Here is a 14,998-nt window from a genome sequence, read left to right as displayed (position 1 = left end):
GGCCCGCCCCACGTCACCCCGCCCAGCTGATCTCCCGGGCGACCCGGGCGTACTCCTTCGCCAGCTCGGCGTCGATGCGCGCCATCCGCTCCTCGGTGAGCACCACCGCCGCCTCGTGCGCCGGCCGGCTCTCCAGCATCCGCCGCCGCAGCCCGGCGGGCGGGTGCGAGGAGAAGAGCGACACCTCGTCGCGGACGGAGAGCTGGCGCAGCAGTGGCAGCCGGTCCTCGGCCGCCGCGCGGGCCTCGGCCGCCGCCGTCCGCCACCGGTCCGCGCCGTGCCCGGCTCGCGACTCCCGGCGTACGGCGCGCGCCGTCGACTCCATCGCGAGCATCACGTCCAGCAGGCCGACCGCGCCCGCCGTCCCGGCGGCCCGGGCGGACATCTCGTCGGCCAGGTACTCGGCGCGCTGGCTGTCCCGCAGCGCGATACTGACCAGGACCAGGTGCGCGCCGAACAACAGTCGGGACAGCACCCAGCCGAACGCCTTGCCCAGCGCCTCGCCGACCATCTCCACCAGACCGCTGGGGGACACGGTGTCCACCGGGCGGACCAGGTCCGCCGCCGAGCCGAGCATGGTGAAGGCGGGCTGGCTGAGCAGCATCCGGCGGGGGTCGCCGTTGACGAAGTGACCCAGCTCGTGGCCGAGCAGCGCCACCCGCTCCTGCGGGCCGAGCACGCCGAAGTACGGCAGCCCCAGGCAGAGCACCCGCCGCCTGCGCACCCCGACCAGACCCGCGTACGCGTTCAGGTCGCCGTCCACCCCGACGACGTCCGGGACGGGCGCGCCCACCGCCGCCGCCACCTCGTCGACGAGGGCGTGCAGCTCCGGTGCCCGCTCCCTGGTGAGCACCTCCAGGTCCGGGTCGAGCCGGCCGAACCGGGGCCGCAGCGCGACGGCCAGACCGAGCAGCGCCACGCCGAGCAGGACGGACAGGCTCGGGAAGGGGAACGCCACGAGCAGCCAGACCCCGGTGACCGCGAGCGCGACCACCGCGCCGATCAGCACCAGCGACGCCCCCGCGGTCAGCAGCGCGGCGCCACCCCGCCCGTTCGCGCCGAGCGGGCGCCCGACCAGGCGGGCGTACTGGCCGCGGGTCATCCGGAACGCGAGCCGGTAGGTCCACCGGTCCACCCACGCCCAGCCGAACTCGCGGTCACGCCGCCGGCCGTCGTACGCGTCGAGGTTCCACTCGCAGCCGGCGCACCAGGGGACGGCCTCGGCCAGCGACACCGTGGCGGCGCCGCATCCGGGGCACGTCCGTGTGTCGGACGTCGTGTCGATCACGACGCCCGATCCTGCCGACGGTCACCGTCCACCGGAACCGGCTGTTCAGCCGATGCCCGCCCCGGGTGCCGCCGGGCGGCGGCGTCGACCGCACCTGCGGCGTGCGGGCGGGTCAGTCCGGGCAGGACAGCCGTTCGAGGGCGGCCGGGCCGGCCTCGGCGTGCACGACCTGCGCGAAGCAGGCCGACGCGTCGGCCCGCTGCCAGCCGAAGACGGACGCCGCCGTCTTGGTGACCCGGACCCGGAACACCAGCCGGACCGCCGGCCCGTCGCCGCGTACCGTCAGCACCTCGACCCCGGCCACCGAGCCGGCCGCCTGCCGCAGCGTCGACTCCCCTGCCCGGGGGTCGGCGAGCAGCCGCGTGCGGGCGAGCTGCGCGGTCGCGGTCACCTCCCGCTCCGCCCGCTGTTCCAGCCGCTGCTGCGACCGGTCCCGCAGCAGCGGCAGCCCGACGACCACCCCGATCGTCGCCAGCACGGCCGCCAGCGCCGCGACGGCCAGCCCGCGCCGCAGCCACACCGATGTTCCTCCCCCGCGTCGCACCGGGGGATTGTGCGACACCGGCGCGCCCCGCGGCTGCCCCGTCGGGCCCCCGCCGGGCGGCCCCGGAGGGCCCGGAAACCGTGTTTTCGCAGTTCCCGCCCCTGCGGCCGGAACCACGTCTACTGTGGAGAACATCGGCGACTTGTGGTGTTCCGGTGGCGGCCGGGTGGTTCGCGGTGCACAGTGATCCCATGAGCGACAGCGGAAGCGGTGCGCACTACTACTGGTGCACCCGACACCACCGGGTCGAGACCGATGCCGACGTGTGCCCCGCCAAGCACGTTCTCGGGCCGTACGCCTCAGCCGCCGACGCGGAGAACGCCCTGCAGTTGGTGCGGGAGCGCAACGAAGCGTGGGACGCCGAGGACGCCCGCTGGGCCGGGGAGGACAGATAGGCGGCGCGGGACGGCCCGCGTCGAGGTACCCCGTGCTCCGCGAGGGCGAGAGCACGTCCCCAAGGAGGGAACCGAGATGGCCGAAGCACAGCAGGCCACCACCCGCCCGGCCGCCAGACGTACGCCCGCCAGGAAGACCGCCGCGGCGGAGCGTTCCGCGGGCGCGACCCGGACCGCGCGGCCGACCGCCTCGACCGCCGCGGCGAAGAAGGCGCCGGCCAGCAAGGCCGCCGGTGGCGCCGGGCGGGCCCCCGCGAAGAAGGCCACCGCAGCGAAGAGGACGACGGCCACCGCGGCGAAGAAGGCCCCCGCGAAGAAGGCCCCCGCGAAGAAGGCCCCCGCGAAGAAGGCGGCGACCAAGGCCGCCACCACGGCGAAGAAGACCACGGCCGCCGCGAAGAAGACCACGGCTGTCGCGGCGAAGAAGGCGCCCACCGCGGCGAAGCGGACGACGACGGCGGCGGCGAAGCGGACGACGGCCGCGGCGAAGAAGGCCCCCGCGAAGAAGGCGGCGACGAAGGCCACCACCGCGGCGAAGAAGACCACCGCGCCGGCGAAGAAGGCTCCCGCCAGGACGGGCACCGCCGCCCGCAAGGTCACCTCGGCGGCGAAGAAGACCACGATGGCGGCGAAGAAGACCACGACGGCGGCGAAGGCCCCGGCGAGGAAGACCACCGCCGCGAAGACGACGCCGGCCCGCAAGACGGCCGCGACCCGGCCCACCGGCGGCGCCCGCAAGGCGGCGGCGAAGAAGGCCCCGGCGAGGAAGGCGACCGCGACGTCGTCGGCCACCACCCGCAAGGTGGCCGCGAAGAAGGCCCCGGCGAAGACCACCGCCGCCAAGGCGCCGGCCAAGAAGGTCACCGCGCGCAAGGCGCCCGCCCGGGCCACCGCCGCCCGGGCCACCGCGCCCCGCGCCGGGCGGGCGGGCGCGCGCAAGGCGACCGGCTGATCCCGGCGTCGCGGCTCCCGGCGCGCGCCGGGAAGCGGATCATCCGCCACACTGTCAGGATTGACCCCGTGGTGATCCGACGCGTACTCGCGCCCCGCATCGACTTCGGCGCGCTGCGCCGCGAGCTGGGACTGCCCGAGGGTTTCCCGGCTGCGGCGCAGCGCGAGGCCGACGACGCGGCGGCGGCGCCGCCCCGGCCGGCCGTCGACCGCACCGACATCCCGTTCGTCACCGTCGACCCCGCCGGCTCGCGCGACCTCGACCAGGCGATGCACCTCGCCCGCCGCGCCGGCGGCGGCTACCGGGTGACGTACGCGATCGCCGACGTGGCCGCGCACGTGCGCCCCGGCGGGGCGCTGGAGGAGGAGACCTGGCGGCGCGGGCAGACCGTCTACCTGCCCGACGGGACCGTGCCGCTGCACCCCGAGACCCTCAGCGAGGGCGCGGCGAGCCTTCTGCCGGCCGTCGACCGCGCCGCCGTGGTGTGGACCGTCGACCTCGACTCCGACGGCGGCACCGTCAGGGTCACGCTGGAGCGGGCGCTGGTCCGCAGCCGGGCCCAGCTGGACTACGTCGGCGTCCAGGCGGCCGCCGACGCCGGCCGGCTGCCCGACCCGATCGCCCTGCTGCCCGAGATCGGGGCCCTGCTCACCGCCCGCGGCCTGCGCCGGGGCGCGATCAACCTGCCCCTGCCCGAGCAGGACGTGGAGGCCGACGGCGACGGCTGGCGGCTGGTGCTGCGCGGGCCGGTGCCGATGGAGGAGCACAACGCCCAGATCTCCCTGCTGACCGGGATGGCCGCCGCCGACATCATGCTGGCCGGGCGGATCGGCCTGCTGCGCACGATGCCGGCGCCGAAGCCCGAGGCGGTGGCGCGGCTGCGGGCCGCCGCCGCCCCGCTGGGCGTGCACTGGCCCGACGGGGCCGGCCCCGGCGAGGTGATCGCCGGGCTGGACCCGTCGCAGTCCCGGGCGGCGGCCTTCGTCGACCAGGCGGCCGAGCTGATGCGCGGCGCCGCGTACACCGCCTTCGACGGCGCGCCGCCGGAGCAGCGGGAGCACGGCGGGGTCGCGGCAGCGTACGCCCATGTCACCGCGCCGTTGCGGCGCCTGGCCGACCGGTACGCCACGGAGGTCTGCCTGGCCCTGCACGAGGGCCGGCCGGTGCCCGACTGGGCCCGCGCGGCGCTACCCCGGCTGCCCGAGGTGATGGCCGCCACCGACCGGACGGCCTCGGCGGCCACCCGGGGGGCGATCGAGCTGGCCGAGGCGGTGCTGCTCCAGCACCGGGTGGGGGAGACCTTCGACGCGGCGGTGCTGGACGTCGACGCGGCCCCGGACGGCCGGGCCCGCCCGGGTCGCCGGCCGGGCGGCACGGTGGCGCTGGACGACCCGCCGGTGCGGGCCCGCTGCCTGGGCGAGCTGCCGCTGGGGGAGCGGGTCCGGGTCCGGCTGGTCACCGCCGACCCGGTCGCCCGCTCGGTCGCCTTCGAGCGGGCCTGACGCCGCCTGCCCACCGACCCTGCCTCCGCCTGTCCGTTCGCGCGCCGGCCAACGCCTGCCGGTTCGTGCGCCGCGTGCGCGCCGGCTGCCGCCTGCCCGGCGGTCGCCGCCGCCCGCCTCGCGCGGCCGTCGGCGTGGGGCGGCAGCGGGGTTTGTCACAGTGCCGGCCGCTGCTGCCGGCGGGCGGGTTTGCGAGGATGGCGGCATGGCTTACGACGCGAGCACCCTGCCCGACGTGTCCGGGCTGACCGTCGGCATCATCGGCGGCACCGGTGACCAGGGGCGGGGCCTCGCCTACCGGTTCGCCCGGGCCGGCCAGACGGTGCTGATCGGATCCCGATCCGCCGAGCGGGCCGCGCAGTCCGCCGAGGAGATCGCGGCACTGCCGGGCGTCCCGGCCGGGGCCGAGGTCGCCGGTGCCGGCAACGAGGAGGTGGCCCGGCTCAGCGACGTGGTCGTCATCGCGGTGCCGTGGGACGGGCACGCCGCCACCGTCGCCGCGCTCGCCGAGCCCCTCGCTGGCAAGATCGTCATCGACTGCGTCAACCCGCTCGGCTTCGACAAGCAGGGCCCGTACGCGCTCGCCGTGCCGGAGGGCAGCGCCGTCCAGCAGGCCGCCGGGCTGCTGCCCGACTCCCGGGTCTGCGCCGCCTTCAACCACGTCAGCGCGCCGCTGCTGGCCGATCCGGAGATCGACCGGATCGACCTCGACGTGCTGATCTGCACCGAGGAGCGGGAGTTGGTCGGCGTGGTCGCCGCGCTCGCCGCCCGGATCCCCGGCATGCGCGGCGTCTACGCCGGCCGGCTGCGCAACGCCCACCAGATCGAGGCGTTCACCGCCAACCTGATCGCCATCAACAAGCGCTACAAGGCGCACGCGGGCATCCGGGTCACCGACCTCTGACCCCGGGCGGGGCCAGCCTCGCCGGGGCCGCGAAGCGGTGTCGGGTCTGCCCGGGCAGCGGCCCTCCACTGTGCCCTCGACGCCGGCCGGGCTCTGCGCGGCCGCTCCCCGGCGCCGGCCGAACTCGGCCCGGCGCACGGTCCGGCGGCGCGCACGGCCGCCGGACCGGCTGACCGGCGTCAGAAGGTGTGCTCGGCGGCGGGAAAGTCGCCGCCGCGGACCTCGTCGGCGAAGCGCCGGGTCGCGTCGGTGAGGGTCCCGGCCAGGTCGGCGTAGCGCTTCACGAAACGTGGCGCCTTGCCGGCGCGCAGGCCGGCCATGTCCTGCCAGACCAGCACCTGGGCGTCGGTGTCCGGGCCGGCGCCGATGCCGACGGTCGGGATCGGCAGCTCCGCCGTGATCCGCTTGGCCACCTCGCCGGGCACCATCTCCAGCACCACGGCGAACGCGCCCGCCTCGGCCACGGCACGGGCGTCGGCGATCACGTCGTCGGCCGCGTCGCCGCGCCCCTGGACCCGGTAGCCGCCAATGGCGTGCTCGCTCTGCGGGGTGAAACCGATGTGCGCCATCACCGGGATACCGGCACCGGTGATCGCCGCGATCTGCGCCGCGCAGCGCCGGCCGCCCTCCAGCTTCACCGCGTGGCAGCCGCCCTCCTTCATGAACCGCACCGCCGTGCGCAGCGCCTGCGTCGGGCCCTCCTCGTACGAGCCGAACGGCAGGTCGCCGACGACCAGCGCGTGCCGGGTCGCCCGGACCACGGCGCGGACCAGCGGCAGCAGCTCCTCGACGGTCACCGGCACCGTCGTCTCGTAGCCGAAGACGTTGTTCGCCGCCGAGTCGCCGACCAGCAGCACCGGGATGCCGGCCTGGTCGAAGATCGAGGCGGTGTACTGGTCGTACGAGGTGAGCATCGGCCACCGCTCGCCGCGCTCCTTGGCGGCGATCAGGTCGCGGGTGCGGACCCGCCGGGTGGCCGGGCCGCCGTAGAGGGCGGTCACCTCGGACGGGGTGGACTCCACCATGACTCTCTCCTTCCTCGAGGCCGCGTGCGCGGTCCCCGGGTTCCGCCGCGATCGTCGCACCACCCGACCGGCCGGCGGCAGAGCTCAGTGGAGGATGTCACTCCCGGGCCGGCGCCGGCCCGGGAGCGGCACGGCTCAGCCGTCCTCGCGCCACCGGTTCGTGATCGGCAGCCGCCGGTCCCGCCCGAACGCCTTCATCGAGATCTTCGTGCCCGGCGCGGACTGCCGCCGCTTGTACTCGGCGGTATCCACCATCCGCAGCACCCGGTCGACGACGGCCGGGTCGTGGCCGGACGCGACCAGCCCGTCGCGGCCGAGGTCGCCGTCGACGTAGCCGATCAGGATCGGGTCGAGCACGTCGTAGTCGGGCAGCGTGTCGCTGTCCAACTGGCCCGGGCTCAGCTCGGCGCTCGGCGGCTTGCCGATCGAGCTCTCCGGGATCGGCGGGGTCTCGCCCCGGCGGGTGGCGTCGGCGTTGCGCCACTTCGCGAGCCGCCAGATCAGCGTCTTCCAGACGTCCTTGACGGGGTTGAAGCCGCCGACCGAGTCGCCGTAGAGGGTGGAGTAGCCGACCGCCAGCTCGCTCTTGTTGCCGGTGGTCAGCACCAGGTGGCCCTCCTGGTTCGACAGCGCCATGAGGATCACCCCGCGGACCCGCGCCTGGAGGTTCTCCACGGAGACGCCGGAGAGCGACATGTTCGCCAGGAAGGTGTCCACCATCGGCTGGATCGGCTCGACCCGGTAGTCCAGCCCGGTGCGCTTCGCCAGCTCCGCCGCGTCCTCCCGGCTGTGCTCCGAGGAGTGCTGGCTGGGCAGCGAGACGCCGACCACCCGGTCGGGGCCGAGCGCGTCGACGGCCAGCGCGGCCACCACCGCCGAGTCGATGCCGCCGGAGAGGCCGAGCACCACCGACGGGAACCGGTTCTTGTTGACGTAGTCGCGCAGGCCGAGCACGAGCGCCTGCCACACCTCGGCCTCGTCGGCCACGGGGGCGATGGTCCCGCCCGTGGCGACGGGACCGCCGGTCGGTGACGGGACGGCGTCGACCGCGGCGCGGACCACCCGCATGTCGTCGGCCAGCGCCTGGTCGGGGCCGGCCGGCTCCCCGGCCGCCGGCAGCTCGACGTCGTGCACCAGCAGGTGCTCGACGAACTGCGGGGCCCGGGTGAGCAGCGTGCCGTCGGCGGTCACGATCATCGAGTCGCCCTCGAAGACCAGCTCGTCCTGGCCGCCGACCATGTTGACGTACGCGATGGTCGCCCCCGCCTCGGCGGCCCGGCGGCGCACCAGCGGCAGCCGGATGTCGTCCTTGTTCAGCTCGTACGGCGAGCCGTTGATGTTCAGGACCAGGCCGACGCCGGCCTGGCGCGCGGCGGCGAACGGGCCGCCGGCCTGCCACAGGTCCTCGCAGATGGTCAGCGCCACGTCCACCCCGCCGATCCGGACGACGGTCAGCGCGTCGCCGGGGACGAAGTAGCGGTCCTCGTCGAAGACCCCGTAGTTGGGCAGGTGGTGCTTGAAGTAGGTGGCCACGACGTCGCCCCGGTGCAGCAGGGCGGCCGCGTTGCGGGCGCCGTGGCCCGGCTCGGCGTCGCCGCTGACCTGCGGCGGGCCGTCGGCGTCCAGGTAGCCGACCAGCACCGGCAGCTCGCCCAGCCCGTCCGCGGCGAGGTCGCCGGCGAGCCGCTCCAGCGCGGCCTTCGACGCGGCGACGAAGGACCGCCGGAAGACCAGGTCCTCGACCGGATAGCCGGTCAGCGCCATCTCCGGGAACGCGACGAGCTGGGCGCCGGCGGCGGCGGCGCGGCGGGTCCAGTCACGGACCAGGCCGGCGTTGCCGGCGAGGTCGCCGACGGTCGGGTTGACCTGGCACAGGGCGAGACGCAGGGTGGGCATGCCCTCATCTTGCCCCAGCCGTCCGGGCCCGACACGCTGGGCGGGGCGAGACGGCGGCCACCGCCGCGGGGCGCTACCGGACGGCGGCGGCGAGCCCGGCGGCGACGCGACGACGGCGGCGGCCCGTCCCGTCGGGCGGGGGTCGGCCGGTCGGGCGGGAGCCGCGGACAGGGCGGGACGCGTGCCGGCCGGTCGCGTAACGTCGGCGTAACGAGGCGGGTGGAGACTGGTCGGTCAGGCCGGGTCGCCCCCGGTCGAAGGCGGACAACAGTGTCGCGAGGGGTGGAAGTGGACCGTCAGCAGGAGTTCGTCCTCCGTACGCTGGAAGAGCGGGACATCCGGTTCGTCCGGCTGTGGTTCACGGACGTGCTGGGCACGCTCAAGAGCGTCTCCGTGGCCCCCGCCGAGCTGGAGGCGGCCTTCGAGGAGGGCATCGGGTTCGACGGCTCGGCGATCGAGGGCTTCGCCCGGGTGTTCGAGTCCGACATGGTGGCCATGCCGGACCCGACGACCTTCCAGGTCTTCCCGTTCGAGGGCGGGGTCAGCGGCGAGAGCGCCCGGATGTTCTGCGACATCCTGCTGCCCGACGGCGGTCCCTCCTGGGCCGACCCCCGGCACGTGCTGCGCCGGGCGCTGTCCAGGGCGGCCGAGAAGGGCTTCACCTTCTACACCCACCCCGAGATCGAGTTCTTCCTGCTGGAGAACGGCCCGATGGACGGCTCGGTGCCGGTCCCGGTCGACACCGGCGGCTACTTCGAGCACACCACCCACGCGGTGGCCCGCGACTTCCGCCGGCAGGCGGTGCTGGCGCTGGAGCGGATCGGCATCTCGGTAGAGTTCAGCCACCACGAGGTCGCCCCCGGCCAGCAGGAGATCGACCTGCGCTACGCCGACGCGCTGACCACCGCCGACAACATCATGACCTTCCGGCACGTGGTGAAGGAGGTCGCCCTCTCCACCGGAGTGCAGGCCACCTTCATGCCGAAGCCCTTCACCGACCAGCCCGGCAGCGGCATGCACACCCACCTGTCGCTGTTCGAGGGGGAGCGCAACGCGTTCCACGACGCCGGCGACCCGATGAAGCTGTCCAAGGTGGCCCGCGCGTTCATCGCCGGGCTGCTGGTGCACGCCCGGGAGTACACGGCCGTCACGAACCAGTGGGTCAACTCCTACAAGCGGCTCTTCCCGCAGGCGCTGCCGGACCGGGTCACCGAGAGCCCCGCGTACGTCTGCTGGGGTCACCTCAACCGGTCGGCGCTGGTCCGGGTCCCCGCCTACGGCAAGCCGAACTCGGCCCGGGTGGAGGTCCGCTCGCCGGACTCGGCGGCCAACCCCTACCTGGCCTTCGCGGTGCTGCTCGGCGCCGGCATGAAGGGCATCGAGGAGGGCTACGAGCTGCCGCCGGGCGCCGAGGACGACGTCTGGTCGTTGACCAGCGCCGAGCGGCGGGCGATGGGCTACGAGCCGCTGCCGGAGAACCTGGCCGAGGCGATCGACGTGATGGCCGGCTCCGAGCTGGTCGCCGAGGTGCTCGGTGAGCACGTCTTCGACTTCTTCCTGCGCAACAAGCGGGCCGAGTGGGAGCAGTACCGCCGCGAGGTCACCCCCTACGAGCGGCAGCGCTACCTGTCGCTGTAGGGCGGGGGCTGCCGCCGCTGGCGTACTGCCGCTATCGTCTCGATCACCGCGCCGGCACCCCCGCCGGGCGCAGAGGTCGGGGAGGCAGTCGGTGCTGGAGGATCTGCTCAGCGGAGCCTGGCAGAGCGTCGTGTTCGGGGTCGTCGGGGTGGCCCTGATGGCGGCCGGGTTCGGGCTGGTCGACGTGCTCACTCCCGGCAAGCTGCGGGAGCTGATCTGGGTGCGGCGCAACGGCAACGCCGCGCTGCTGCTCGCCGCCAACCAGCTCGGCATCGCCGGGATCGTGTTCACCGCGATCCTGACCAGCTACAGCGACTTCGCCAAGGGGCTGGCCTCGACGGTCCTCTTCGGCCTGATCGGGCTGGCCATCATGGCGCTGGCGTTCTTCGTGCTGGACCTGCTCACCCCGGGCAGGCTCGGCGAGATCATCTGCTCCGACGAGCCGCACCCGGCGGCCCGGGTCAGCGCCGCCACCCACTTCGGCGCCGCCCTGATCGTCTGCGCCTGCATCGCCTGAGCCGGTCCGTCCCGCGCTCCGTCGGAGGCGGAGCGGCCCCGCTGCGCTCCGTGACCACGGGCTGCGGGCACTGCGACAACTGGGCCCGCGGGCGGAGCGATCGCGTCGCACCCCCGTCGTAGGTTGCGGGGGTGAACCGGACGGACCGTCTCTACGCCCTGGTGGAGGAGCTGCGCGCCGTGTCGCCCCGGCCGCGCAGCGCCCGCTGGCTCGCCGAGCGCTTCGAGGTGAGCACCCGCACCATCGAGCGCGACATCGGCGCCCTCCAGGAATCGGGCGTGCCGATCTGGGCCGAGCCGGGCCGCACCGGAGGCTACGCGCTCGACCGGGCGCGCACCCTGCCGCCGGTCAACCTCACTCCCGCAGAGGCCGTCGCCCTGGCGGTGGCGCTGCACCGCATGCGCGGCACGCCGTTCGGCGCCGCGGCCGGCACCGCGCTGCGCAAGCTGCTCGCCGTGATGCCGGCCGCCGACGCCGCCGAGGCCCACCGGCTGGCCGCGCGGGTGCACCTGATCGGCGACGGGCCCGTCGCGCCCGTCCCGGCCGGGGTCGCCGACGCCGTACGCGCACGCCGCGTGCTGCGCATCCGCTACGCCGACCGGGCGGGCGCCGGCTCGCTGCGCGACGTGGAGCCGCTCGGCTTCCTCGGCAACCCCCGGCACTGGTACCTGCTGGCCTGGTGCCGGCTGCGCGGCGGCATCCGGGCCTTCCGCACCGACCGGATCACCTCGGTGGCCGCCCTCGGCGAGCGGATCCCCGAGCGTGAGCTGGCCGTCGACGACCTCGACATCCCGCACGACCGGATCCACCGGCTCAGCCTGGTCTGAGACGGGGCGGCGCTGCCCTCCCACGCACGGCATCCTGTCCCTCTTGGACACTTCCGCCGGTGCGGGATCCGGTCGAACTGCCGGGGAAACACCGACAGGACGGTGTCGTGGGCGGGGCCGAGGCTTTCTCCTGACGGCGCCGGTCGACCGGCCGGCGCGGGGAACGGGAGGCCACACATGACCATCAGCAACGCCGTCACCTGGTTCGAGATCGGCGCCGAGCGGCCGGACGAGGCCCAGCGGTTCTACGGCGACCTGTTCGGCTGGAGCTTCACCGAGGAGGGCACGGCTGAAGCGCCGTACCGGACGACCGAGGGTGGCGTCGGTGCGGGGATCAGCGGAGCGATCCGGGGCACCGGCGGGGCAGGCCCCGACTACGCCATCTTCTATGTGCAGGTGGCCGACGTGGCGGACGCCTGCCGGCGCGCGGAGGCGGCCGGCGGCAAGGTGCTGGTGCCGCTGAAGTCCACCGACAACGGGCTCACCTTCGCCCACCTGGCGGACCCGGCCGGCAACCACGTCGGCGTCTTCGCCCCGCCACCGGGCGCCTGAGCCGCCCGCCACGGCGTGAGTCGTGCGGCGTCGGCGTGAGTCGTGCGGCCGGCGGCCCGAGCCGTGCGGCCCGAGGCCGGAGCCGCCGCCGTTCGCCCCGGGAGGTCGCCGGAGCCGCCGCCGTCCGCCCCGGGAGGTCGCCGGAGCGGACGGCGTGCGGTCACCTGCCGGCCGGGCCGCCGTGCCCGCCGCGACCGCCCGGGCCGGGGAAGACGCCGGCCTCGGCGGCGGCGGTGATGGCGTCCGCCTGCTCCTGGGTGAGCTTGCCGTCCTCGACCGCCTGCGCCAGGCGCTCCTTCAGCGCGGCCTGTCGGTCGGCGGAGTCACCCCGCTCGGGCCGGTCGGCCGGCTTCCGAGCCTCGTGCACCTTCTCCAGCGCGGCCGTCACCTTGTCGGTGGAGACGCCCAGTTCCTTGGCCAGAGCCTCGGCGAACTCCGCCTGCCGCTCGGCCCGCTGCTGCTGCCGCCCGTCCTTGCCGCTGCCGCTATCGGTGCCGCTGCCGCTCTCGCTGGCGCTGGCGCTCGGCGTCGAGGTGCCGCCGTCCGCGGCGAACGCGACCGTCGGCGCCGCGATCCCCACGCCGAGTACCCCGGCCGCGGCCAGGCCGGCCAGCAGGTGCTTCTTCCTCATGGTGCCGGACATGTTGTCCTCCATCGGGTCGGTGGGTGGTGCGATGACCTCACCGACGGTGACCAACCCGGCTGGAGGAAAGCCGTGGTGAACCTGTCAGCGAGCTGGCAATCCGCCCGCCGAGCCGGACAAACGGGTTGCCGTGGCGCGCGCCGGCGGTCAGGGTTGGCGGTCGGCAGGCCCCACCGGGGCGGAGCAGACGACGGAAGGTGACCCTCGTGGCGTTGGCGAAGATCCGGGAAGTGCCGCTCACCGGGGCGGACGCCGGCCCGTACGGCATCACCGTCGGCCCCGACGGCGCGCTCTGGCTGACGCTGGTCCACGCCGGCGCGGTCGCCCGGGTGGGCGCGGACGGCGACCTGCGCACCTGGCCGGTGGCGGCCGACAGCCGGCCGCTGATCGTCACGCCGGGCCCCGACGGCGCCCTCTGGTTCACCCGCTCCGGCGACGACCGGATCGGCCGGATCACCACCGACGGGGAGCAGAGCGCCGTCGCGCTCCCGCCCGGAAGCGGCCCCTGCGGCATCGCCGCCGGTCCCGACGGCGCCCTCTGGTACGCGGCGATGACCGCCGACGCGATCGGCCGCGTCACCACCGACGGGGAGGTGACCCAGTTTCCGCTGCCGGTGAGCGGCGGCTTCGCCTCGATGGTCGCCGCCGGCCCGGACGAGGCCGTCTGGTTCACGCTCAACCGGGCGAACGCGGTCGGCCGGATGGGCACGGACGGCGCCGTGGCGCTGCACCTACTGCCGACCGAGGGCGCCGCCCCGGTGGGCATCACGGCCGGAACGGACGGCGCGCTCTGGTTCGTCGAGATCGGCGCCGGCCAGCTCGGCCGGATCACCCCGGACGGGCGGATCGACGAGTACCCGTTGCCGGACCGGGCCGCCCGGCCGCACGCGATCGCCGCCGACCCGGCCGGCGGCTGCTGGTTCACCGAGTGGGGCGGCAACCGGATCGGCCACGTCGCCCCGGACGGCACGATCGTCACCCACGACCTCCCGACCCCGGCCGCCGAGCCGCACGGCATCACGGTCGCCCCCGACGGCACGGTCTGGGCCGCCCTGGAAACCGGCGCCCTGGCCCACCTCACCCCCTAACCCCACCCCCCTCCCCCCCTCCCGCCCACCCCCCCCGGGAATCTCCCCGTTGATCATGAAGTTATTGGCGCCGATTCCGGCATTTCGCACCAATAACTTCATGATCAACCACGCTGGGCCGGGGGGTGGGGGCCGGGGGTGGGGGTGGGGGGGGTTAGTGGACGGCGGGGGTGATTGTGAGGGTGGCCGTCGTCGTGTCGAGGGTGGCGTCGGTGCCGACCGGGACGGTGAGCTGGCCGACGCCGTGGCCGACGGGCAGGCCGCCGAGGACCGGGACGCCGAGGTCGCCGAGGCGCTCGGAGAGCACGTCGGCGACGCTGGTCGACCAGCCGTCCGCGCAGCCGGTGAACTGACCGACCGCCACCCCGGCCAGCCCGTCCAGCGCGCCGGCCCGGCGGAGCTGGGTGAGCATCCGGTCCACCTTGTACGGCGGTTCCTGCACGTCCTCGACCAACAGGACCGCCCCGGTCAGGTCCGGCATGTCCGGGGTGCCCAGCGACGCCACGATCAGGCAGAGGTTGCCGCCCAGCAGCGGTCCCCTGGCCCGCCCGGGCACCCGCACCGGGAACGTCTCCTCCTCGGCGACGGCCGGCACCGTCACCGGCTCGGTGGTCATCAGGGCGGCGTGCAGCGACTCGGCCGAACGCAGCGGGGTGCGCTCGTCCAGCCAGGCCGCCCCGGGGCCGTGCACGCCGGCCAGCCGGGCGCCCCGCCACAGCGCGAGCTGCAGCGCGGTGATGTCCGAGAACCCGGCGACCACCTTCGGGTCCCGGCGTACGGCGGCCATGTCGATCGCGTCGACGATCCGCTGCGCGCCGTACCCGCCCCGCGTGCAGATCACCCCGCGCACCTCGGGGTCGGCGAACGCCGCGTTCAGGTCGGCGGCGCGCAGCTCGTCCGCGCCGGCCAGGTAACCCTGCCGGGCGTACGCGTTCGGCGCCAGCACCGGCCGCAGCCCCCAGCCGGTGAGCAGCTCGATGCCCCGGGCCACCCGCTCGGGCCGGGTCGGCCCCGACGGCGACACCAGCATCACCGTGTCGCCGGGGCGCAGCACCGGCGGTCGTACGGCGGTGGGAGTCGTGCTGGCATGGTCGGCCACAGCGGCAGAGCCTAGTCGCGGCGGGGCACGGTCCACGTACGGGTCGGCTCACTCCGCCGAGCGTGGGACGGCTGGTCCGGTCGGCCGTCGGGGCCGCCGCCGCGCCGGCGGAGGCGTTCGGGGCCCGC

General features: G+C 75.4%; 15 protein-coding genes. 9 read left to right on the top strand and 6 right to left on the bottom strand.

The genetic code is table 11. The annotated features are described in order from the left end of the window. Window positions 1-13 precede the first annotated feature (13 nt). The gene (locus ACGF5G_RS15235) at window positions 14-1,288 is read right to left on the bottom strand and encodes a M48 family metallopeptidase (RefSeq protein ID WP_393263050.1); all 1,275 of its coding nucleotides are present in this window, start codon (window positions 1,286-1,288) and stop codon (window positions 14-16) included. 112 nt (window positions 1,289-1,400) lie between these two features. Continuing rightward, window positions 1,401-1,808, bottom strand: coding sequence for a hypothetical protein (locus tag ACGF5G_RS15230; RefSeq protein WP_393263047.1), 408 nt, complete (start codon window positions 1,806-1,808; stop codon window positions 1,401-1,403). A gap of 215 nt (window positions 1,809-2,023) precedes the next feature. Between ACGF5G_RS15230 and ACGF5G_RS15225 the strand changes: the two genes are divergently transcribed. The 4 genes from ACGF5G_RS15225 to npdG all read left to right on the top strand — a co-directional run bounded on the left by ACGF5G_RS15225 (window position 2,024) and on the right by npdG (window position 5,585). Further along, entirely contained in the window at window positions 2,024-2,227 is a 204-nt protein-coding gene (locus ACGF5G_RS15225) for a hypothetical protein (RefSeq protein WP_350707829.1), read from the top strand. A gap of 76 nt (window positions 2,228-2,303) precedes the next feature. Further along, complete coding sequence (locus ACGF5G_RS15220; protein ID WP_393263045.1) at window positions 2,304-3,179, top strand: histone; 876 nt, start codon at window positions 2,304-2,306, stop codon at window positions 3,177-3,179. A 68-nt stretch (window positions 3,180-3,247) separates the two neighbouring features. Next, window positions 3,248-4,681, top strand: coding sequence for an RNB domain-containing ribonuclease (locus tag ACGF5G_RS15215; RefSeq protein WP_393263042.1), 1,434 nt, complete (start codon window positions 3,248-3,250; stop codon window positions 4,679-4,681). A 205-nt stretch (window positions 4,682-4,886) separates the two neighbouring features. Then, a complete protein-coding gene (gene npdG / locus ACGF5G_RS15210; RefSeq protein WP_393263039.1) occupies window positions 4,887-5,585 on the top strand; it encodes an NADPH-dependent F420 reductase in 699 nt (232 codons plus the stop codon). A 179-nt stretch (window positions 5,586-5,764) separates the two neighbouring features. Here npdG and panB read toward each other — a convergent pair whose 3' ends face one another. Together panB and ACGF5G_RS15200 are read right to left on the bottom strand one after the other, a co-directional pair. Further along, on the bottom strand, window positions 5,765-6,610 hold the full coding sequence (panB, locus tag ACGF5G_RS15205; RefSeq protein ID WP_393263037.1) for a 3-methyl-2-oxobutanoate hydroxymethyltransferase: 846 nt from the start codon (window positions 6,608-6,610) through the stop codon (window positions 5,765-5,767). Window positions 6,611-6,745: 135 nt separating this feature from the next. Beyond that, window positions 6,746-8,506, bottom strand: coding sequence for an NAD+ synthase (locus tag ACGF5G_RS15200; RefSeq protein ID WP_393263035.1), 1,761 nt, complete (start codon window positions 8,504-8,506; stop codon window positions 6,746-6,748). A gap of 288 nt (window positions 8,507-8,794) precedes the next feature. Here ACGF5G_RS15200 and glnA point away from each other — a divergent pair, with 288 nt between their 5' ends. The 4 genes from glnA (at window position 8,795) to ACGF5G_RS15180 (ending at window position 12,040) form a co-directional block, all read left to right on the top strand. Beyond that, a complete protein-coding gene (gene glnA / locus ACGF5G_RS15195) occupies window positions 8,795-10,144 on the top strand; it encodes a type I glutamate--ammonia ligase (protein WP_350679748.1) in 1,350 nt (449 codons plus the stop codon). A gap of 91 nt (window positions 10,145-10,235) precedes the next feature. Continuing rightward, window positions 10,236-10,661 carry a DUF350 domain-containing protein gene (locus ACGF5G_RS15190; RefSeq protein WP_357451054.1) on the top strand — a complete coding sequence of 142 codons (426 nt, stop codon included), beginning with the start codon at window positions 10,236-10,238 and terminating at the stop codon, window positions 10,659-10,661. A 131-nt stretch (window positions 10,662-10,792) separates the two neighbouring features. After that, on the top strand, window positions 10,793-11,488 hold the full coding sequence (locus tag ACGF5G_RS15185; protein WP_393263032.1) for a helix-turn-helix transcriptional regulator: 696 nt from the start codon (window positions 10,793-10,795) through the stop codon (window positions 11,486-11,488). A 177-nt stretch (window positions 11,489-11,665) separates the two neighbouring features. Continuing rightward, the gene (locus tag ACGF5G_RS15180; protein WP_357694484.1) at window positions 11,666-12,040 is read left to right on the top strand and encodes a VOC family protein; all 375 of its coding nucleotides are present in this window, start codon (window positions 11,666-11,668) and stop codon (window positions 12,038-12,040) included. Window positions 12,041-12,200: 160 nt separating this feature from the next. Here the strand turns inward: ACGF5G_RS15180 and ACGF5G_RS15175 are convergent, their stop codons facing one another. Further along, window positions 12,201-12,683 (bottom strand): hypothetical protein, encoded by a 483-nt coding sequence (locus ACGF5G_RS15175; RefSeq protein WP_393263030.1) that lies wholly within the window; start codon window positions 12,681-12,683, stop codon window positions 12,201-12,203. Window positions 12,684-12,889: 206 nt separating this feature from the next. On the opposite strand from ACGF5G_RS15175, the gene ACGF5G_RS15170 reads away from it, so the two are divergent. Continuing rightward, window positions 12,890-13,771, top strand: coding sequence for a virginiamycin B lyase (locus ACGF5G_RS15170; RefSeq protein WP_393263028.1), 882 nt, complete (start codon window positions 12,890-12,892; stop codon window positions 13,769-13,771). A gap of 154 nt (window positions 13,772-13,925) precedes the next feature. On the opposite strand, the gene ACGF5G_RS15165 is transcribed toward ACGF5G_RS15170, so the two are convergent. After that, the gene (locus ACGF5G_RS15165; RefSeq protein ID WP_393263319.1) at window positions 13,926-14,801 is read right to left on the bottom strand and encodes an LD-carboxypeptidase; all 876 of its coding nucleotides are present in this window, start codon (window positions 14,799-14,801) and stop codon (window positions 13,926-13,928) included. Window positions 14,802-14,998: the final 197 nt, after the last annotated feature.

This window comes from Micromonospora sp. NPDC047730, from assembly GCF_043204765.1.
Taxonomy (GTDB): Bacteria; Actinomycetota; Actinomycetes; order Mycobacteriales; family Micromonosporaceae; genus Micromonospora.
Note: the sequence above shows the minus strand (reverse complement) of the source record. Positions and strands in the feature narration are given on the sequence as shown.